19 protein-coding genes are annotated in these 19,315 nt (G+C 65.8%); 9 read left to right on the top strand and 10 right to left on the bottom strand.

What is annotated here, in order from left to right; translation table 11 throughout:
- The first annotated feature begins 342 nt into the window (after positions 1-342).
- The 4 genes from QF031_RS09120 to QF031_RS09135 all read left to right on the top strand — a co-directional run bounded on the left by QF031_RS09120 (position 343) and on the right by QF031_RS09135 (position 4,413).
- Positions 343-1,149, top strand: a complete 807-nt coding sequence (locus tag QF031_RS09120; protein WP_307426899.1) for a CPBP family intramembrane glutamic endopeptidase — start codon at positions 343-345, stop codon at positions 1,147-1,149.
- Positions 1,150-1,330: 181 nt separating this feature from the next.
- A complete protein-coding gene (locus QF031_RS09125) occupies positions 1,331-2,554 on the top strand; it encodes a type III polyketide synthase (protein WP_307426901.1) in 1,224 nt (407 codons plus the stop codon).
- Positions 2,555-2,570: 16 nt separating this feature from the next.
- Entirely contained in the window at positions 2,571-3,266 is a 696-nt protein-coding gene (locus QF031_RS09130) for a class I SAM-dependent methyltransferase (RefSeq protein WP_307426904.1), read from the top strand.
- A gap of 1 nt (position 3,267) precedes the next feature.
- Complete coding sequence (locus tag QF031_RS09135) at positions 3,268-4,413, top strand: FAD-dependent oxidoreductase (RefSeq protein ID WP_307426908.1); 1,146 nt, start codon at positions 3,268-3,270, stop codon at positions 4,411-4,413.
- A gap of 42 nt (positions 4,414-4,455) precedes the next feature.
- Here the strand turns inward: QF031_RS09135 and QF031_RS09140 are convergent, their stop codons facing one another.
- Entirely contained in the window at positions 4,456-4,869 is a 414-nt protein-coding gene (locus QF031_RS09140) for a nuclear transport factor 2 family protein (RefSeq protein ID WP_307426911.1), read from the bottom strand.
- A gap of 54 nt (positions 4,870-4,923) precedes the next feature.
- Between QF031_RS09140 and QF031_RS09145 the strand changes: the two genes are divergently transcribed.
- From QF031_RS09145 to QF031_RS09165, 5 genes are all read left to right on the top strand, one after another.
- The gene (locus tag QF031_RS09145; RefSeq protein ID WP_307426915.1) at positions 4,924-5,604 is read left to right on the top strand and encodes a peptide deformylase; all 681 of its coding nucleotides are present in this window, start codon (positions 4,924-4,926) and stop codon (positions 5,602-5,604) included.
- A 61-nt stretch (positions 5,605-5,665) separates the two neighbouring features.
- Entirely contained in the window at positions 5,666-6,544 is an 879-nt protein-coding gene (locus QF031_RS09150) for a putative RNA methyltransferase (RefSeq protein ID WP_307426917.1), read from the top strand.
- Between the two features lie 128 nt (positions 6,545-6,672).
- Positions 6,673-7,146 (top strand): NfeD family protein, encoded by a 474-nt coding sequence (locus tag QF031_RS09155; protein WP_307426919.1) that lies wholly within the window; start codon positions 6,673-6,675, stop codon positions 7,144-7,146.
- 22 nt (positions 7,147-7,168) lie between these two features.
- Entirely contained in the window at positions 7,169-8,113 is a 945-nt protein-coding gene (locus QF031_RS09160) for an SPFH domain-containing protein (protein WP_307426922.1), read from the top strand.
- Positions 8,114-8,355: 242 nt separating this feature from the next.
- Entirely contained in the window at positions 8,356-8,703 is a 348-nt protein-coding gene (locus QF031_RS09165; RefSeq protein WP_026266052.1) for an RNA polymerase-binding protein RbpA, read from the top strand.
- A 93-nt stretch (positions 8,704-8,796) separates the two neighbouring features.
- On the opposite strand, the gene QF031_RS09170 is transcribed toward QF031_RS09165, so the two are convergent.
- The 9 genes from QF031_RS09170 to QF031_RS09210 form a co-directional block, all read right to left on the bottom strand.
- Complete coding sequence (locus QF031_RS09170; RefSeq protein WP_307426925.1) at positions 8,797-9,540, bottom strand: polyprenol monophosphomannose synthase; 744 nt, start codon at positions 9,538-9,540, stop codon at positions 8,797-8,799.
- A gap of 96 nt (positions 9,541-9,636) precedes the next feature.
- A complete protein-coding gene (locus tag QF031_RS09175) occupies positions 9,637-11,283 on the bottom strand; it encodes an amidohydrolase (RefSeq protein ID WP_307426928.1) in 1,647 nt (548 codons plus the stop codon).
- A 60-nt stretch (positions 11,284-11,343) separates the two neighbouring features.
- The gene (locus QF031_RS09180) at positions 11,344-14,268 is read right to left on the bottom strand and encodes a DEAD/DEAH box helicase (RefSeq protein WP_307426930.1); all 2,925 of its coding nucleotides are present in this window, start codon (positions 14,266-14,268) and stop codon (positions 11,344-11,346) included.
- A gap of 20 nt (positions 14,269-14,288) precedes the next feature.
- Positions 14,289-15,083, bottom strand: coding sequence for a twin-arginine translocase subunit TatC (gene tatC / locus QF031_RS09185; RefSeq protein WP_307426932.1), 795 nt, complete (start codon positions 15,081-15,083; stop codon positions 14,289-14,291).
- A 48-nt stretch (positions 15,084-15,131) separates the two neighbouring features.
- Positions 15,132-15,407, bottom strand: a complete 276-nt coding sequence (tatA, locus tag QF031_RS09190) for a Sec-independent protein translocase subunit TatA (RefSeq protein WP_307426934.1) — start codon at positions 15,405-15,407, stop codon at positions 15,132-15,134.
- Between the two features lie 32 nt (positions 15,408-15,439).
- Positions 15,440-15,787, bottom strand: a complete 348-nt coding sequence (locus QF031_RS09195) for a hypothetical protein (RefSeq protein WP_307426936.1) — start codon at positions 15,785-15,787, stop codon at positions 15,440-15,442.
- Positions 15,788-15,797: 10 nt separating this feature from the next.
- A complete protein-coding gene (locus QF031_RS09200) occupies positions 15,798-17,783 on the bottom strand; it encodes a helix-turn-helix transcriptional regulator (protein WP_307426939.1) in 1,986 nt (661 codons plus the stop codon).
- Between the two features lie 95 nt (positions 17,784-17,878).
- A complete protein-coding gene (locus tag QF031_RS09205) occupies positions 17,879-18,274 on the bottom strand; it encodes an FKBP-type peptidyl-prolyl cis-trans isomerase (RefSeq protein ID WP_066275847.1) in 396 nt (131 codons plus the stop codon).
- A 63-nt stretch (positions 18,275-18,337) separates the two neighbouring features.
- Complete coding sequence (locus tag QF031_RS09210; RefSeq protein ID WP_307426942.1) at positions 18,338-19,306, bottom strand: FKBP-type peptidyl-prolyl cis-trans isomerase; 969 nt, start codon at positions 19,304-19,306, stop codon at positions 18,338-18,340.
- Positions 19,307-19,315: the final 9 nt, after the last annotated feature.

Raw genomic sequence — 19,315 nt, forward strand, 5'->3', positions numbered from 1 at the left:
TATTCTACTTGACATAATGTAGATTATCGGCGCTTGAACAATGGGAGTAGAAGTAGCTGCGAGAAGTCCCGTTCCACTACGAATTGGGCGAGACCAGGAACAGCGCCACGCTGCCACTACCTGGAACCGACGGGGCCGCCACGGCACGTCATGCGTTTCGCTTGTATTCGATCATTCATGGGCAGAGAATAGTGCTGTTTTCCACGTCAGCGGCTCAGCGCTTCTTCGGCACGTGACGGCAAGCCGGCGGCGCCTTCCTTAATCGGACTTTGAACGGCGGTACTGCTGATGAAGCCGCGTCAGACCCCGGGTCCTGTCCTGTCAGTTATCGCTCGGCACCCGGTGGCAGCCTTTATCGTCATCGCCATCCTGCTGTCCTGGACCGGGCAAATCCTTTCGCTGCTGCTGCTGGGCAACATCTTGTCAGGCATTTTGGCCGAGTTGCTGATCCTGTTGGGAACGGCTGTCCTGGTCACGGCGGCCGCGGATGGTCGGCCCGCCGTGCGCGAACTCTTCAAGCGGGCGTTCCGCTGGAGGGTGGGTTCCGGCTGGTACGTGGCGGCGCTGCTGGGCCTTCCCGTCCTGACAGCTCTTATTGCTGCGGCCACCGGAACGTTCCAACCGCCTACTGGCGGCTGGTGGCCCCTGGTAGGCAACTACCTGTTGAACACTTTGATCATCGGCGCCCTCCTAGGCAACATCTGGGAGGAGCTTGCCTGGACGGGCGTTGTGCAGCACCGGCTTATGGACCGGCGCGGGCCTGCCGTCGCTGCCTTGCTGACCGCTATCCCATTCGCCCTTATTCATCTGCCTTTCGCCTTCGCTGAGCGGGGCTTCGCTGGAACGTCATGGACCGACGTGGCGGTGTCCTGGGCGGTCCTGTTCCTTTTTGCCCCGTTTTTCCGCTTACTCATGGGGATCGTCTACCTGCAAACGGGGTACAGCCTGCTGATAGTCGGGGTGCTGCACGCCTCCTTCAACGCCTCCGCGTCAACGAAGCTGGATGTGTTCGACGGCGAGTGGCAGCAAATAGCCGCCCTGATCGTCCTGCTGGGAGTGGTTGTCGCAGCCGTATCCCGCCACCCTCGCCTCCGGCCGGTACCCGCTAAAGGCGGAGACAGCCACCGCTACCCATCCACCAGCGGCTGACCGGCTTTGGTGTCGTCATATCCAGCGCCCGAACGGGGCGTTCTAACCCGCGGAAAGGCACCGGACGGCGTTGTCCCGCGGCGTCCTGCCAGGCGCGCGCCACCCATGGAACCGCTGGTCAGGACGCGCTTCAGGACGCCCGGCCATTGTCTTTATCCGGGCACCCGTCAAGAATGAATCAATGACGGTCTACGTGCGTTCACTTGAAACTGCAGTTCCGACGACAAAGCTGATCCAGTCCGAAGCCCGCGACGTGTTCGCCGCGCAGCCAGGTTTATCCCGCCTGGGTTCGCGGCTGGTCAACACCTGCTTTGATGGTGCAGCCATCGACACGAGATTCACCGCCGTCCAGGAACTGACCAACGCGGGCCGCTTTGAGAATCCCCAGTTCTACGACCAGGAATCCGGCCTGCTGCTGAACCCCAGCACCAAGGTCCGCAACGATATCTTCGCCCGGGAAGCCACCAAACTTTTCGTGGAGGCCTCCCGCGCTGCCCTGGAAGCCGCCCCTGAACTTGATTTACTTGACATAACGCATCTTGTGACCGTTTCCTGCACCGGTTTCTTCAATCCCGGTCCCGACTATAAGGTTGTCCGCGAGCTCGGCCTCAGCCCAGCGGTCCAGCGGTACCACCTGGGCTTCATGGGCTGCTACGCGGCTTTTCCCGCGCTCCGCGCCGCGAAGCTTTTCTGCGAGGCGGACCCCAACGCCGTCGTCCTGGTTGTCTGCGCCGAACTGTGCTCCCTCCACGTCCGCACGTCCAACAACCCCGACACCATCATGGGCTCCGCGCTGTTCGCTGACGGTGCGGCCGCCGCCGTCGTGACGGCCCGGCCCGGCGCGGCGGAAACGGCACTGCTGAAACTGGACCATTTCGAAACCGTCCTCACGCCCGTCGGTGAGGATTCGATGGCTTGGAACATCGGCGACAACGGCTTCGAGATGGTTCTTGGCAATTACGTCCCGCACATCATTGATGACCACATAGTGGACGCGCTGGAACCGCTCCTGGCCAGGGAACCCGAGTTGGCCGCACTCCCCTACACGGACATCCCCCACTGGGCCATCCACCCGGGTGGCCGCAGCATTTTGGACAAGGTGCAGTCGAGGCTCGGCCTCACTGACACCCAACTGGTTCCCGCACGGGAGACCCTGCGCAATTTCGGCAACATGAGCAGCGCCACCGTGCTGTTCGTGCTCAAGCACATCCTGGGACAACCCCTGCAGGAAGGAAACGAACGCATCTGTTCCATGGCCTTCGGCCCGGGCCTGACCGTGGAAACGGGCCTCTTCACGAAGCTCAGGCAGGCCGTCGCCGGCACCCCAGGCCGCGCCCAGGAGGGGGCAGCTGAAGTAGAAGCCCTGCTCGAGGAAAACCCGGCAGCGGCGGCAACGCTTGCCTGACCGGAGCTCCACTGCAATGGACATCTCGCTGCGGCAGCGGGCCGCCGGGGACGCCGAACAAATGGACCACCCCGACTGTGACGCCCGGCTCCTGGACAACACCTACCGGCAGTTCGGCGTTATCAACCGGGTACTGTCCGGCTGGCGCACGTTGTACGCCAGGGAAATGCGCAGCATCAGGCGGCCGGACCAGGCCCCGGTGTCTGTCCTGGACATCGGATCCGGTGGCGGGGATCTCGCCGTCATGCTGGCCCGCTGGGCAGCCCGGGACGGCAGGCCGCTGCGCATCACGGGCATCGATCCGGACCCCCGCGCCGCCAACTTTGCCAGCCAGAGGCCGTCCACCCCTGGTGTGGAGTTCCGCCAGGCCCACAGTGGCGACCTGGTGCGGGAAGGTGCCAGGTTCGACGTCGTGATTTCCAACCATGTGCTGCACCACCTTGGCCCCGGCGAGTTCCGGCAACTGCTGGCGGACTCGGAAATCCTGGCGGCCGGCAAGGTGCTGCACAACGACCTCATCCGCAGCCCTGCCGCGTTTGCCCTCTTCAGCGTGGCCGCGCTGCCGTTCCGGCATTCCTTCATCCGTGAGGACGGCCTCACCTCCATCCGCCGCAGCTACCGGCCCGCCGAGTTGGCCGCCGCCGCTCCCCCGGGCTGGTCGGTGGAGCGCTCATCGGCCTTCCACCAGGTCCTGACCTTCCGCCGGGGCTGACGTGGACGCCGAGGTGATCATCGCCGGCGGAGGTCCCGTGGGCCTGTACCTGGCTGCGGCGCTGCTCCAGGAAGGCATCGAAGTCAAGGTTCTTGAGCAGCGCCAAACGCGGAACCGGCACACCCGCGCCATCGGCGTCCACCCTCCTGCCCTGCAGGCACTCGCCGGCGTCGGCGTGGCAGCCTCCATGGTGCAGGAAGGCGTTTGCATCCGGACCGGCATGGCGGTCAGCGGCGGGAAGACCGTGGGGACCATGGACTTCGACGCCGTATCGAAGGACTTCCCTTTCGTGCTGGCGCTCCCGCAGTTCCGGACGGAGCAGCTCCTGGAAGAGCGCGTCAGCGCACTGGATCCCGGCGCGGTGATCAGGGGTGCGAACGTCACGGGTGTCACGGACGACGGCGGCAAGGTCACCGTGGACATCGAGCCCGGCACAGGTGCCCCGCACCGCAGCGCCACCGCGGCGTTGCTCGTGGCAGCTGACGGTGCCAGATCCCGGCTGCGTGGAGCACTGCAGGTTCCGGTGGCCGGCACGGCATATCCGGACCACTACCTCATGGGGGATTTCGACGACGGCACGCAGTACGGGCACAAAGCCGTTCTGTTTCTGGAGCCGGACGGAATTGTTGAGTCGTTCCCGCTTCCCGGCGGCACGCGCCGCTGGGTGGTCCGGCTGGGACAACCAGCCGGGCCCGGGGCGGGGCCGGCTGAACTTGCGGAGCTGGTGCGCCGCCGGACCGGAATCAATCCTGATCCGGCGTCGAATTCCATGCTGAGCGCCTTCAGCGTACGTTCCACCATTGCCCGCCGCACCGTCACCGGACGGACGGTGCTGCTCGGAGACGCAGCGCACGAGATCAGCCCCATCGGAGGACAGGGCATGAACCTGGGCTGGCTGGATGCCGCGGAACTGGTGCCGGTGGTCTGCGCGGCGCTGGCGGGTAAGCCAACCGGCAGCCTGCTCAGGGAGTTCGAAAAGGGACGTAAACGGGCTGCAGTTATGGCCCGCCGGCAGGCGGAAATCAACATGATGCTGGGCAGGCCGCTGACGCCTCGGGTCCTGGGGATGCGGACCGCCCTCATTGGCGCGGCAGCCGCAGTTCCGGCCGTGAACCGGTGGGTTGCCAGGCGCTTCACCATGCATTAGGACCGGCGGGACGGGCCCGGCCGCGGAGAAGTTGGCAGGGTGTCACCGGAAATAGCAGTCGTAGCTGTCCTGGCTCACGATGACGCCGTCGCTCACCTCGAACACCGATGACGTCCTGGCGCGGATGGTTTCGCCGCGGTCCCAGTACCGCAGGTCCATCAATACGGTGGCCGACCAGTCGGCCTCCACTACCACCCTGCCGCCTTCACAGGTGGTGCGCTGGACCCTGAACTGCTGGTCTTCCACCACCTCGCGGCTTTGGTCCGCGCCGGCAAGAACCGCCGCCAGCATTCGGGTGGAGCCTTCCGGGGCCAGCAGGTGCGGGGCCTCCGTCAGCACAAACGAGTCCGCCAGGAACGGCCGGATCTCTGCTCCCCCGCCGCCCCTTTCAAGGACCCGGATAAATGCCAGGACGTGCTCCAGCGGGGATGTGGGCGGGAAAGTATCGTGGGCCATGACGTTGACCCTAGCCGAAGGTGCCGGCACAACAACGGCCAGTAGGCTGTCCCCATGACCCAGACTGTTCCCCAGACAACCGCCGGTGCGGACGACATCCAGGAAATTGTCGAGCGGATCCTGTCCGCCGCTGCCCTGCCGCCTATCGTCCAGGCGGGCCATCCAGCATTACGCCAACGTGCCGCCGAATTCGACGGCCAGTTGTCCCGGGACCAGTTGGACCGGCTGATCGGGATCATGCGCCAGGTCATGCATGAGGCGCCCGGCGTGGGTCTTGCCGCCCCGCAGCTGGGCATCCCCCTGCAGCTCGCGGTCCTGGAGGACCAGTTCGATGTCGACCCGGAGGCTGCGGCGCTGAGGAACCGGAGCCCGCTGGAGTTCCTGGCCATCCTCAACCCCCGGTACGCGCCCCTGGGGACAGGACGGGCGTCCTTTTACGAGGGGTGCCTCTCCCTTAACGGCCTCCAGGCTGTGGTGGCCCGCCCGGAGTCCGTGCTGCTGGAGTACCTGACGCCCGACGGCGCGGCGGAGCAGCGTGAGTTCGTCGGGTGGCAGGCGCGCATCGTGCAGCACGAGACGGACCACCTTAACGGCGTCCTGTACATTGACCGGGCGCAGCTCCGGTCGCTGAGCAGCAATGCCGAATATGCGGCGCACTGGGCAGAGGCGGGCATCAGCAAGGCCCGGGAAGGGTTGGGTTTCGACGCCGGCCCGGCGGGCATTTCCCTCGACTAACCTGCAGCCGACGCAGGAGCGGCAGAGAGGATTGGTGCCCCGCCGTCCTAAGATTGTTCCTATGCCTTCCGCGGATGCCGCCCTCCTTTGCCCTGTCTGCTCACATCCGCTGGAGCACCTGGCAGCGAAAGCTGCACACCAGCCGCGTCTGGCCTGCCCCAACGGCCACAGCTTCGACGCCGCCCGCCAGGGCTACTTCAACCTTCTGGTCGGCAAGGGCTCACCCTTCGAGCCGGACAGTGCAGCCATGGTTGCGTCACGTTTCACCTTCCTGGGGAACGGCCACTACCGGCCGTTGGCGCAGGCCCTCGCTGCCGCCGTCGTGCCAAACCTCCCGGCGGAAGGTGCGGTGGTGCTGGACTCCGGAACCGGGACCGGGTACTACCTGCGTGAGGCCCTCGACGCGGCAGCGGCCGCCGGGCGGCGGCCGTCCGCCATCGGTCTGGACATCTCCAAATTCGCCCTCCGGCGCGCCGCACGGCTCAACCCCGAAGCGGTGAACCTGGTGTGGGACATCTGGCAGCCCTTTCCCGTGGCGAGCAGCTCGGTGGACGCGGTCACAGTGGTCTTCGCTCCGCGGAACCCCGCCGAGTTTGCCCGCGTCCTGCGCGCCACGGGAGTCCTGGTGGTGGTGGCGCCGCGCAGTGGACACCTCGCGGAGCTTGCCGCGGTGACCGGAATGCTGGGGATCGAAGAGGGCAAGGATGAACGCCTGGCTGCGGCGATGGCCGGACACTTTGAGGCGGAAAGCACGGTCGACGTCGACATCGCGCTGGAGTTGACCCGCGCCGCCGCAGCGGACCTGGCGTTCATGGGACCCGCTGGCCACCACCTGGACCGGGACCGGATCGCGGCCCGGCTTGACGAGTCCCCCGAACCTGTAACAGCACAGGCAAAGTTCAGGCTCTTCGTCTTCCGGCCCGCCGTCCCCGCCCCGTAACGACTTGGCCACTTTCCCCGGCAGCCTTCACGATCCGGCCCACACTGCAACCCCGCGGACTAGGATGAGTAAACAGTTACCGGTGGGTCCGCGGAGGCGGCTCCCCTGTGACGAAGGGGGAAACAGGAATGTTTGAATGGCTCGGGGAAAACTGGTGGGCCGTGTGGCTCACGGCCTTCCTGGCGTTTGCCGTGGTCGAAATGATCACGCTTGACCTGTTCTTCATCATGCTCGGCAGCGGATCACTCGCCGCACTCGTGGCCGACTTCGCCGGCGCTGATCCATGGCTGCAGGTGGTCATCTTCTGCATCGTGTCCCTGCTCATGGTGGCCTTCGTCCGCCCGGTAGCGCTTTCACACCTGAAGAAGGGTCCCTCCGAACAGCGGACCAACGTGGACCGGCTCATCGGCGAAGCGGCCGTGGTGATGGAGGCTGTCACCTCCGACGGCGGCCTGGTAAAGATCGGCGGCGATATTTGGAGCGCCCGCTCCGCAGCGGGAGTGCTTCCCGCGGGCCAAAAGGTGGTCGTAGCGGCCATCGACGGCGCAACAGCAGTGGTCTCGGTACCGCCTCCGGCGGCCACCGGTCCAGATACAGCCTGACAATTGGGGAACAAGGAGTTGTATGGAAAACGCAGGTGGAACCGCCCTGGCCATTGTGCTGGTGGTCCTGATCGTCTTTGTCATCATCGTTTTGGTCCGGGCGGTCCGGATTGTTCCGCAAGCACGCGCCGGGGTTGTTGAACGGCTCGGCAAGTACCAGCGGACCCTCAACCCGGGCCTGACGATCCTGATTCCGTTCGTGGACCGGCTCCTGCCGCTCCTGGACCTGCGTGAACAGGTGGTGTCCTTCCCGCCGCAGCCCGTCATCACCGAAGACAACCTCGTAGTCTCCATCGACACGGTGGTGTACTTCCAGGTCACCGACCCCCGGGCAGCCACCTACGAGATCGCCAACTACATCCAGGCCGTTGAGCAGCTCACCACCACCACCCTGCGCAACGTTGTGGGCGGACTCAACCTGGAGGAAGCCCTCACGTCCCGCGACCAGATTAACGGGCAGCTGCGCGGCGTCCTGGACGAGGCAACCGGCCGCTGGGGCATCCGCGTCTCCCGGGTGGAACTGAAAGCCATCGACCCGCCGCACTCCATCCAGGATTCCATGGAGAAGCAGATGCGCGCGGAACGCGACCGCCGGGCAGCCATCCTGACCGCGGAGGGCACCAAGCAGTCCGCCATCCTGACGGCAGAGGGCCAGCGCCAGGCTGCGATCCTTAAGGCAGAAGGCGAGGCCAAGGCCGCCATCCTCCGCGCCGACGGCGAATCCCAGGCCATCCAGAAGGTCTTTGACGCCATCCACAAGGGCAACCCGGACCAGAAGCTGCTGGCTTACCAGTACCTCCAGACCCTGCCCAAGCTGGCCGAGGGATCCGCCAACAAGCTCTGGATCATCCCAAGCGAGGTAGGGGAAGCACTGAAAGGCATCGGCAGCGCCATCGGCGGCACCGCTGGGGAATCCCCGGCCGCCGGCCTGTTCGAAAAAGCCCCGGCTGAGCCCACCCAGCCGTAACAGTCAAGGAACCAGGGAGGGTTTTGCGCGAAAGCGCGGAAACCCTCCCTGTTTTGATTCTCCCGGCGTAATCCCCGTATAATTGGGTATTTGTCCGGCAGGAGATTACCGGCTGGAACAACCAAGCTTCGCAATGCGTTGAATCGTATGATGCAGCACAGTGCACACAGTAGTCCGGCGGTGCCACGGCGCCACCGGCTGGCGCGGAGATTTGATCCGCGAACCGACCAGAGGGAGAAAACATGAGCGATCGCAGCCTACGGGGCATGCGCCTTGGTGCGCAGAGCATGGAGACCGAGTCCGGAGTTGAGCCGGCACCGCGCCAACGCGTCGAATACCGTTGCGCGGATGGCGAGCAGGTCTTCGTCACGTTCTCCTCCGAGGCGGAAATTCCTCCGGTGTGGGTCTCCAAGACCGGCAAGGAAGCGCTCCTGGTTGACGGCGAAAAGCCGGACACCAGCAACGACAAGGCAGTCCGCACCCACTGGGACATGCTGCTGGAACGCCGCTCCCTGCCGGAACTCGAGCAGATCCTCGAGGACCGACTGACCATCCTGCGTGAACGCCGCGGAGAGCGCCGCTCCGCATAGGTCTGAAGCAAAAGGGGGCGGCCCCGCACGTTGGTGCGGGACCGCCCCCTTCTTCATGCCTCCCGAATGCCGGGATTCACGGGCTGGGCCGAACTAGGCCTGCTTTTTCTTCAGTTTCCCGGCCAGCGTGTTCCAGCGGGCGGCCAGACCCCATTTGGTGACGTTGATCATGGCTTCGATCACGATGTTGCCGCTCATCTTGGACGCCCCGAGCTCGCGCTCGACGAAGGTGATGGGGCGTTCTTCAATGCGGAGGCCCAGTTTGGCCACGCGCCAGGCAAGGTCCACCTGGAAGCCGTAGCCCACCGAGTCGACCTGGTCCAGGTTGAGTTTCTCCAGGGTGGTCCTGCGGAACGCGCGGTAGCCGCCGGTGACGTCCTTGATGGGCAGGGCCAGCATCAGCCGGGCGTAGGTGCTGCCCACGCGTGAGATGGCCTGGCGGTAGAGGGGCCAGTTGACCACGCTGCCGCCGGGAACCCAGCGTGAGCCCATGGCCAGGTCTGCGCCCTGGTCCACCGCTTCAAGGAGCTGGGGAAGCTGTTCGGGCTGGTGGGAACCGTCTGCGTCCATCTCGACCAGGACGTCGTAGCCGGCGTCCAGGCCCCATTTGAAACCGGCGATGTAGGCCGCGCCCAGGCCTTCCTTGCCCTTGCGGTGCAGGACGTGCACCTGGGAGTCCTCAGCGGCGAAGCCGTCGGCAAGCTGGCCGGTGCCGTCGGGGCTGTTGTCATCGACCACCAGCACGTCCGACGCCGGAACGGCCTTCCGAAGGCGCTGCAGCGTCTTGGGCAGTGATTCCAGTTCGTTGTAGGTGGGAATGATCGTAAGGACGCGCACAAAGGGCCTTTCCTGGTGGAAGTGGTCGGTACACCTTCTGCCGGGCTTTACCGGCGCCGGGCGCAACTACCAATTATAGGGCGGACGGATCCCGGGTCAGGAACGCAGGGCCGGGCTGGCGAACAGTTCGGCGCCATTTTTAACGGTCTGCAGGCATACGGGGTCCGAGCCCGTGTCCAGGGCCGGCAGCAGCGGGGTGCGGGCCCGCGGATCGGTGCTCCAGGACTGCACCCGTCCATCGGCCACCTGGACCATCAGTTCCTCCACTTCCCACACCGCAAAACTTGCGGGCGCCCCAGGCACGAGTTGCCCGGCCATGGGGTTCGCGTGCCGGGCTGCCCTCCAGCCGGCGCGGGTGTGGCCCAGGAACGCTGCCCGCGCGGAGATGCGTTGCCCGGGGTTGTTATGTTCCACGCAGGCGCGCACGCCGGCCCAGGGACGGAGGGGTGTAACGGGGCTGTCACTGCCAAAGCAGACAGGAACCCCGGCCGAATAGAAGGCGGCGAACGGGTTCATGGACGCGCTGCGCTCCCCCAGCCTCCGCTCGTAAAGTCCCCCTGGTCCGCCCCAGGCGGCATCGAAGGCGGGCTGGGCGCTGACGGTCACGGAGTAATGCGCCAGCTTCGCCACGGCTGCTGCATCAGCCATCTCCACGTGCTCAAACCGGTGGCCGGCGGCCCGTACGCGCTGCTCCCCCACTTCTTGGGCGGCCAGATCCAGCGCTTCGAGCGCAGCGTCAAGCCCGGCATCGCCGATTACGTGGAAGCCGCCCTGGATCCCGGCAAGGGAACAGGCGGCGAGGTGGGCCGCGGCCTGCTCCACGCTGAGGTACAGCGCGCCGCGCTCCTGTGCTGCATCGCTGTAGCCGGTGCGCAGCGCAGCAGTACGGGAACCCAGCGAGCCATCGATGTTGAGGTCGCCGGCAAGCCCGCGGATGCCTCCTTCGAACTGCCCAACCAGGGCCCGGGCCTGCTCCTCGGTTGACACCAGTTCACCCCAGTACGGCAGTACCTCGGGGAAGTGCGCACCCTCGCCGCGGACGTTCCATCCTGCAGCCAGCCTGAGATCGTCGGCGCTGCCGATATGGGGCGCGCCCATTTCGGCCACCGCTACGTACCCGTTGGCCGCAGCCTCCGCCAGGGCACGCGCCTGGTGCCGCTTCAGCTCCGCCTGCGGCATGTGCCGTGTTGCCAGCCGGGCAGCCGCATGCGCCGCCCGCGTTACCCGGGCGCCGCCGTCGTACCCGTCCTTGGTCTGCAGGCCTGCGGACTGCGCCAGCGACGCCGAAACCAGCGCCGAATGTACGTCAACCCGCGAGAGGTAGACCGGCCGTCCCCCCGCTGCTTGCTCCAGTTCCTGGGCGCTGGGAAGGGTGGGGTCCGCCCAGCCGGTCTCATCCCAGCCGTGACCGAGCACGGGCCCGTCGCCGGGGGCCGCGGCGACGGCGTCCAGCAGGCCGCGGGCAGAGGTCACGGCCCCCAACTGCAGCGATTCCAGGGCAATCCCGGTCTCTGTCAGGTGAATGTGGGAGTCCACGAACCCCGGGGCAACCAGGGCGCCGCGAACGTCGATGATTTCCATCGAGTCGTCGGCGATGGACGATGCGGCCTGCTCCGACCCCACCCAGGCCACGGTGTCGCCGTCCACCAGCATCGCCGTTGCGAATGGATCCGCGGCCGTGTAAACGGATCCGTTCCGATACAGCACGGGGGTTGGACGGGAGGTGGCATCGGAACGGGGCATGGGGGCAGGACTCCTGGAGTATGGCTTGGCCGGCGGCAGCCGGAAGGGGCGAAAACGGGGCTACAGAACGGAGGAATACGCCACGACACCGCGGCGGATGAGGCTGATGGCTTCGGCACACAGCCGTGACAGCCGTGGATCGAGGCCGGGGATCTTGGCCAGCTGGTCCAGGAGGTCCACCACCTGCTTGACCCAGCGGACAAAGTCCCCCGCGGCCAGGTCGGTGCCGCTCAGGACATCCTGCAGGTGCCTGCCGCGGGCCCACTTGTAGAGGGGCCAGACCAGGCCCAGTTCAGGCTCACCGGTCAACGGAAGCTTGTGCTCCTCTTCCACATCCTCAAGGACGGACCACTCCCTGACCACGATGTCCACGGAGGTCTCCAGGGACACGCTGGGCATCCGGGGCCGAAGTCCGCGGTCCTCGCGTTTGGCCTGGAACACGAGCACGCTCGCCAGGGCGGCCACTTCCGCCGCGTCCAGGTCAGCGAAGGCGCCCAGCCGCAGCGACTGGGAAATCAGCAGGTCCTTCTCCCCATAGATCCTGCGCAGCCGCTGGCCGTCCGGGCTGATGTTCAGCCGGCCATCCCCTGCGTCCTCAAGGTACCCGTACGCCGAGAGCACATCGCACACCCGGTCGAAGGTTTTGGCGATGGTGTTGGTGCGGCCCTGGATCTGGCGGACCAGTCCGTCTGTTTCGCGCCGCAGCTTCCACCAGCGCTCAGACCAGCGGGCGTGGTCTTCACGTTCACTGCAGCCGTTGCAGGGGTGCGCTTTCAAGGCCCGGCGCAGATCGGCGATGCGCCTCTCCTGGTTGGGCAGGGCGGCGCCGCGGCCAAAATCATGGTTGCGGTTCTGCCCGGGAGCGGGCGGGCGGTTCTCCCGCAAGGCATTCCGGGCGGACGAGGCAAGATCGCGCCGTGACTTTGGCACCTTGGCATTGAAGGACTTCGGGATGCGGATCCTGGTCACCGGCGCGATGGGGCCTTCCAGGTCATCAGTGCCGATCCGGCGCAACTGGCTGTCCAGCGTAAGTACCGCAGGCCGGGGATCACGGCTGCCGTGGTCGGAGCTAAGGACGACGGCGGGCCCCGGGGCACGTCCGCCGGGAACATTTACCACGTCCCCCGGCAGCAGCCGGGCCAGCGAGTCACCGCTGAGCGACTTCTGGACCCGGGACTTGGTGCGGGAGGTGGCATTCTCGGCGTCCGAGAGTTCCCGACGCAGGCGGGCATATTCAGTGAAGTCGCCCAGGTGGCACGTCATGGACTTGGCGTAGCCGGCAAGGGACTCCTCGCGGCTCCGCACCTGCCTTGCAAGCCCCACCACGGACCGGTCGGCCTGGAACTGCGCAAAGGAGGATTCCAGGATTTCGCGGGCCCGGCTCCGGCCGAACTGCGCCAGGAGGTTAATGCTCATGTTGTAGGTGGGCCGGAAACTTGAGTTCAGCGGGTAAGTTCGCCGCGATGCCAGGCCTGCCACCGCCGTCGGGTCCGTACCGGGCTGCCAGAGCACCACGGCGTGGCCCTCGATATCGATACCGCGCCGCCCTGCCCGGCCGGTGAGCTGCGTGTATTCGCCGGCGGTAATGTCCACGTGGGCTTCGCCGTTGAACTTGTCCAGCTTTTCCAGCACCACGGAACGCGCCGGCATGTTGACGCCCAGGGCAAGGGTCTCCGTGGCGAAGACAGCCTTCACCAGCCCGTCGGCGAAGAGTTTCTCCACCACCTCCTTGAAGGTAGGCAGCATGCCCGCGTGGTGGGCGGCGAAGCCGCGGAGCAGCCCGTCCCGCCAGGTCCAAAAGCCCAGGACATCGAGATCGTCCGGCGGGATGTCCTGCCCGGCCTCGTCGACGCGCTGGGCGATGATCCGCTGTTCCTTCTCGGTAGTGAGCCAGAGGCCGGATCCAACGCACTGGGCGACAGCTGCCTCGCAGCCGGCGCGGGAAAAGATGAACGTTATGGCCGGGAGCAGATCCATTCGGTCCAGGCTCGCGATGACCTGCGGGCGCCCGGCGGGGCGCACTCCCCTGGGCTCTCCGCCGCGGCCCAGGCGGTCGTTGCCCCGACGACCACGCTGGCCCCGCCCTACCGGCCGCGGACCGCTGCGGAAGCTCTGCTGGGTTTCGCTCTGCGCCACTGCCAGCAGGTCCGGGTTGACGTCGAAGCCGGGGCCCTTTGCAGCGACGGGAGATTTACCCGCTTTGGCCTGTTGCTGGTCCTTGTCCTCAACGGGCGGAGCGATTTCGTCGAAGGTGGTTTCCCCGGCGAACAGATCCATAATCTGCCGGCCCACCATGACGTGCTGCCACAGCGGCACCGGGCGGTGCTCGGAAACGATGATGTCAGTGTCACCGCGGACGGTGTCCAGCCAGGCCCCGAACTCTTCGGCGTTGGAGACCGTGGCACTGAGCGAGGCAACCTGGACCTCACTGGGCAGGTGGATGATCACTTCTTCCCAGACTGCCCCCCGGAACCTGTCAGCGAGGTAATGGACCTCATCCATCACGACGTAGCCAAGGTCGCCCAGCGTGGCCGAATCCGCGTAAAGCATGTTCCGCAGGACTTCCGTGGTCATCACCACCACCCGGGCATCGCCGTTGATGCTGGTGTCACCGGTCAGGAGGCCCACGTTTTCCGCACCGTACTTCTCGGTGAGTTCAGTGAACTTCTGGTTGCTGAGCGCCTTGATGGGCGTGGTGTAGAAAGCTTTGAGGCCGCGCTGCAGCGCGAGATAGATGGCAAACTCCCCCACGATGGTCTTGCCGGCACCGGTAGGGGCCGCCACCAGGACACCCTTGCCCTCTTGCAGGGAACGGCAGGCCTGCTGCTGGAAGTCATCCAGCTCGAAGTCCAGGGTCCGGATGAACCCTCCCAGGGGTGTGGCGGCCTCGGCCCTGCGTTCAGCGCTGGCCCGGTACCGTTCAGCGGGTGAGAGCTCTTCAGGTTCGATAGGGCCAGTGGAGAAGGGTCCGGTGGTGGAGGACATACCCCAAGCCTAATGGCAGCCTAGAGCTTCTTGAGTTCGCTGCTTGGGGTGGCGATGTCCGCGCTGGCCTCGGTCTCCTGCACCTGCCGGGCCTGGCGGCGGTCGCGGCGCTTGTCATTCATGATGCAGACGCCGATTGCTGCGAAGAACAGTGCGAGCAGCGGAACGGCGAGCATGAACATCGAAATCGCGTCCGCACCGGGCGCGGCGACGGCGGCCAGGACGAAAACGAGGAAGACCGTGATGCGCCAGGCTTTGAGGATGGTCCGGCCGGAAACAATGCCCGCCATATTGACGCCCACCAGCACCACCGGAACCAGGAAGGCAAGGCCAAGCATCAGCACCATGCGGGTGACGAATTCGATGTAGGTCCTGGCGTCGATGACGCTGGAGGAACCAGCGGGCGTGAACTGGGTCAGCGCGTGGACCACTTGGGGAACCACGAGCCAGCCCACCCAGATTCCGGCAAGGAACAGCGGGATGGCCGCGGCCATGTAGCCAAGCGTGTAACGCCGTTCCTTGGAGGTCAGCCCCGGGGTGATGAAAGCCCAGAGCTGGTAGATCCAGATGGGGCTCGAGATGACCGCCCCGATGAGGAGGGACATCTGCAGCTTGAAGTCAAAGGGTGACGCGATGGTCCCGAAGTTGATGGCTGCAAGGCCGCCGGTCTCATTCGAGATCCGGTTGACGGGTTCGGCCAGGGCCTTCAGCAGCGGATCGTAAAGTATCCAGCCCCCAATGCCGCCGATGACGACGCCGATTGCCGACTTGATCAGCCGGTTCTTCAGCTCCTTGAGGTGCTCCCAAAGCGACATCCGCCCCTCGGGATTGGCTTTACGGCCCCGCGACAGTGCCACGGGAGGTCAGGCGCGGGTCGACGGCGGAACGTCAGTGCCGTCTGTCGGCTCACCGGGCTTCGCCTTGGGGTGGTTCACGATGGTGCCTTCCACCGGGCCCGAGGCGTCAGTGGTGGAATCGGCTTTGCCGTCGTTTTTCATTTCCTTGACCTCGGACTTGATGATCCGCATGGACTGGCCCAGGCTGCGGGCCATGGCCGGAAGCTTGGGGGCGGCGAAGAGAAGCAAAGCAACAACGATGATGATTACGATTGGCCAGGGGCCATCAAAGAGTCTTCCCACGGGAAATCCTTTCCTCTAAGTACATCCTACTTCTATGTGAAGTCGAGATCTCCGAGTGCCTGCGGCTGGCCCCGGTCCATTTTGCGCTGCACTCGCCGGCGGCGGCGTTCTTCCCGCCGTGCCAGTTTGGATGCCTCGTAATCATGTCGCATGGCGGCTGGTGAGGCAAAAACGGCGGAGCCTGGAAGGGTGCGTGACGGATCCGCGGATTCCTCCGGGAGTTCCACGGGACCCAGGTGCCCCAGTTTTTCGCCCGCGGCGCTGAGGTCCTTCATGGTTGCCATGAACTGGCGGAACAGTCGGATGCCCAGCAGGACATAGAACAGCAGGGCTACGGCGACCAGCGCCACCCATATCAGAATCCAGGACCACCAAGGCATGCTGAGAAGTCTATCCGGCGTAGCTGTGCAGGGCGGCCGCCAGCCAGTCCCGCGCGGCGTCGGCCAGCTCGGTGGGTGCCAGGATGCGGGCGGAACCGCCGTGTTGGGCCACGAACATCGGCAGCCAGGCGGTGCTGCCGAAGCGGATCTCCGCCACCAGGCCGCCGTCGGGCAGCCCGGCTGTTCGCTCGGCGTAATAGTCCTCCGCCAGCCCCCTCCCCTGCCGGGTCAGCTGCACCGTGACGGTAGTGTCGTCGTCGTTCGGGGTGAACAGCTTGGCCGGGACGCCACTCTCCCCTTGCCCGGCCTTGCTGGCGGGCATCCCGTTGGGGTGCACGTCCTGGACCCGGTCCAGGCGGAAGTTCCGCAGCCCGTCCACCAGATGGCACCAGGCTTCGAAGTACCAGGTGTTGTCCAGGGAGTACAGCCGCAGCGGGTCAACGTCGCGTTCGGTGACCGCGTCCCGCTGCGGTGACAAATAGGTCAAGTGGAGCTGGGAACGCGACTCGATGGCCTGGCGGACGGTGGCATGCGTTGCTGTATCTGCGGGAGCCACCTGTGGGCCGGCAATACTGGCAGCCCTGAGCCCTTCTTCCCCGGCTGCGGCCAGGAGCTTCAGGGTGACTGATTCCAGCGCCCCACCACCGGGCAGGTCCGGCAGGCCGTTGAGTGTCTCGAGCCCGGTCAGCAGCGCACAGGCCTCCTCGACGGTGAACCGGACCGGTTTTTTCAGGTCGAGGTCCTGGGTAATGAAGACGTGGTCGTCTTCCCACTGGATGTCCAGCAGGTCATCCGGATAGCCCTCCGGCAGTCCCGAACAGATAAGGATCCGGAGGTCGGCCTCGAGCTCTTCGCGTGTGACGCCGAAGTGGCGTGCGACATCCTGGATGTGGAGGCCCTGGTTGTGGACCAGGAAGGGCACCAGCTGCAGCATGCGCTTGAGCTGGTCCTCGGAGGTACCTTTCCGGCCCGTCCGCGTCCGGGTGTCGGTGAATGAGTAGGCGGGGACGGCTGCAGCGCTGAAGTCGGCCGCGGCCTGCAGTCTTCGCCGAACGGCCCCGGCGAGCTCGGCCGGTTCCACTGCGAGGGCGTCCGGCCCGTAAGACGCCAGTTCTTCCGCAAGGACCTCGGGGTCGCGGTACTCCAGGACAAGTCTGTCGTAGCCGCTCCCTGGCCCGCTGGAGGGCTGCTGCCGGTTATCCTGGACCGCCCGGCGGCGGAGGGCCAGCAGGTGCCCCTGCCGGACGTCCACGACGGCGGTGCGCAGCGGCAATTCAGGCAACCGGTCCAGCTCCGCCCGGATGTTGAAGCCCGCCGGCGGCGCGTACTGCTCTTTCGAGAGGGTGGTCACCGCACTGGTGAGGCGGGAGAGCCGGAATTGCCGCATTGCCTTTCGGTTGCGGTCGTGGCCCATGAGGTACCACTGGCCGAAACGGCTGCCCAGGCCCCAGGGTTCAACAATCCGTTCTTCCTCTTGGCCTGTGCTGCCTGCCCGGTAGGTGAAGGTCACGGGATGCCGCGCATGCATGGCTGCGACGATGTCGTCGAAGGCCTGGCCCGCCGGTTTGATCCGCGGCTGGACCCCGGCGGGCAGTTCCACCTCTGCCAGCTGCCCGGATGCCTGCAGCTTCCGCAGCGCGCTTTGGGCTGCTGTTCCCAGTGCTGCACGTTCCCACAGCTGCGAGGCCAGCAGGAGGACGGTCCACTCTTCGGGGGCCAGTTGGACGTCAGGGAGCCGGTTGGACTCCTTGCCGATCCGGTACCGTGTTGTGGCCGGATCATCCTCGCTCCAGCCCAGGTCCGTCAGTGTTTCGACCTCGAAGCCCATTGCCCTCAGGTCATTCTTGTCCCGCTCAAACATGCGCCCGAACGCGACGTCATTGCCGGAGGTGTCGTGGTAGACCTTGTCGCGCAGTTCGCTGCGGTGCAGCCCGTAGCGGGTGTTGAGCAGCGCGATCAGCAGGTTGAGGAGTCGTTCAGTACGGGATACGGACACCTTGGTTACGTTACTAAACTAGCCCCCGTAAAGCAGAAAGCGCGGCTGGACGGAGGGATGTCCTCCGTCCAGCCGCGCCCAGGGCCCCGATGGGGTCAGCGGACCCCGACGAGGTCGACGACGAAGATCAGGGCTTCGTTCGGCGCAATGGCTCCGCCTGCGCCACGTGAGCCGTAGGCCAGCTCTGACGGGATCTCCAGCCGGCGGCGGCCGCCCACCTTCATGCCCAGTAGACCCTGGTCCCAGCCCTGGATGACCTGGCCGACGCCCACGCGGAAGTCCAGCGGTGCACCGCGGCCCCAGGAGGCGTCGAACTCTTCCCCGGTGGACCAGGCAACGCCGACGTAGTGGGTGGAGACGGTGTCCCCTGCCTTGGCTTCCCTGCCGTCACCTTCGATGAGGTCAGTGATGACAAGTTCCGTGGGAACGTCGCCTTCCGGGAAATCAATCTCAGGCTTCTGGCGGTCGAATTCCCGCTGTCCAAACGACATGCTTACTCCTATCCGTGAATGCTGATGGTTGCCGCGAAGGACGCGGCATCCCTGTAAGTCTTGCTACTTGACCCCGAGGATGTCCACTACGAACACCAGGTCACCCTTGGCCTGCCCCTGGCCGGCATCACCATAGGCAAGATCCTTGGGGATGACCAGCAGCACACGGGAACCGACCGTCTTGCCGGTGAGGCCCTGGGTCCAGCCCTTGATAACGCCCGACAGCGGGAAGGTGGCGGGCTGGCCGCGGTCGAAGCTGGAGTCGAACTTCGTGCCGTCGCTGAGGTTGACGCCGACATAATTTACAGTCAGCGTGTCGGTTTCCTTGACGGTGGCGCCGGCGCCCTTGATCAGGTCCTGCGATACGAGCGACGTGGGCGGGGTTGCGCCCGCAACGCTGATTTCCGGAATGCCGTCCTTTTCCGTAACCGTGGGCAGTCCGGCCGGCGGCGTCACGGTTTCGCCTTGCGGCTTGTCCAGAACGGGGGTGGGGTCGGAAGCGGAGAGCACCTTGATGATGAGCAGCTGGGTGGGATCGGCAGCAGCACTCGGGCTGGGGCTGGCGCCGTCAGATGGGCTGGGGCTTGCCGGCGGTGCACTCTGCTGGCCGGGGACGGCAAGGGCGAGGCTGGATCCAACCTTGGCGCCGACGAAGGCGTTGTAGATCACGGCGCTGCTGGTCTTGAGCTCATCGTTCAGCTCCAGGCTTTCAGGCTCGTTGGGGAACGTATCCTCCAGCTGCGATCCATCCGTTCCGTTCAGGGCCAGGATGGAGATCTTGGCCACCTGGTTGGCCTTGACGGTGTCACCGCTTCCTTCGGAAACCACCTTGATGGTGGGCTGGGTAACGGCCAACGGCTTGTCGAAGTCCACACCCGGGGCCTTCTTGTCCCCATTGTCGGTCAGCTTGAGGGAGTCGAACTTTGCAGTCTCCCCGGCGGACTGGCTGCTGGGTTCGGGCTGGGAGGGTGTGCCTCCGCAGGCGGTCAGGAGCAGCAGGCCGGGAAGGAGGATTGCTAGTAGTCGGCGCACGTAGGAAAA

The organism is Pseudarthrobacter defluvii (assembly GCF_030816725.1).
Taxonomy (GTDB): Bacteria; Actinomycetota; Actinomycetes; order Actinomycetales; family Micrococcaceae; genus Arthrobacter; species Arthrobacter defluvii_A.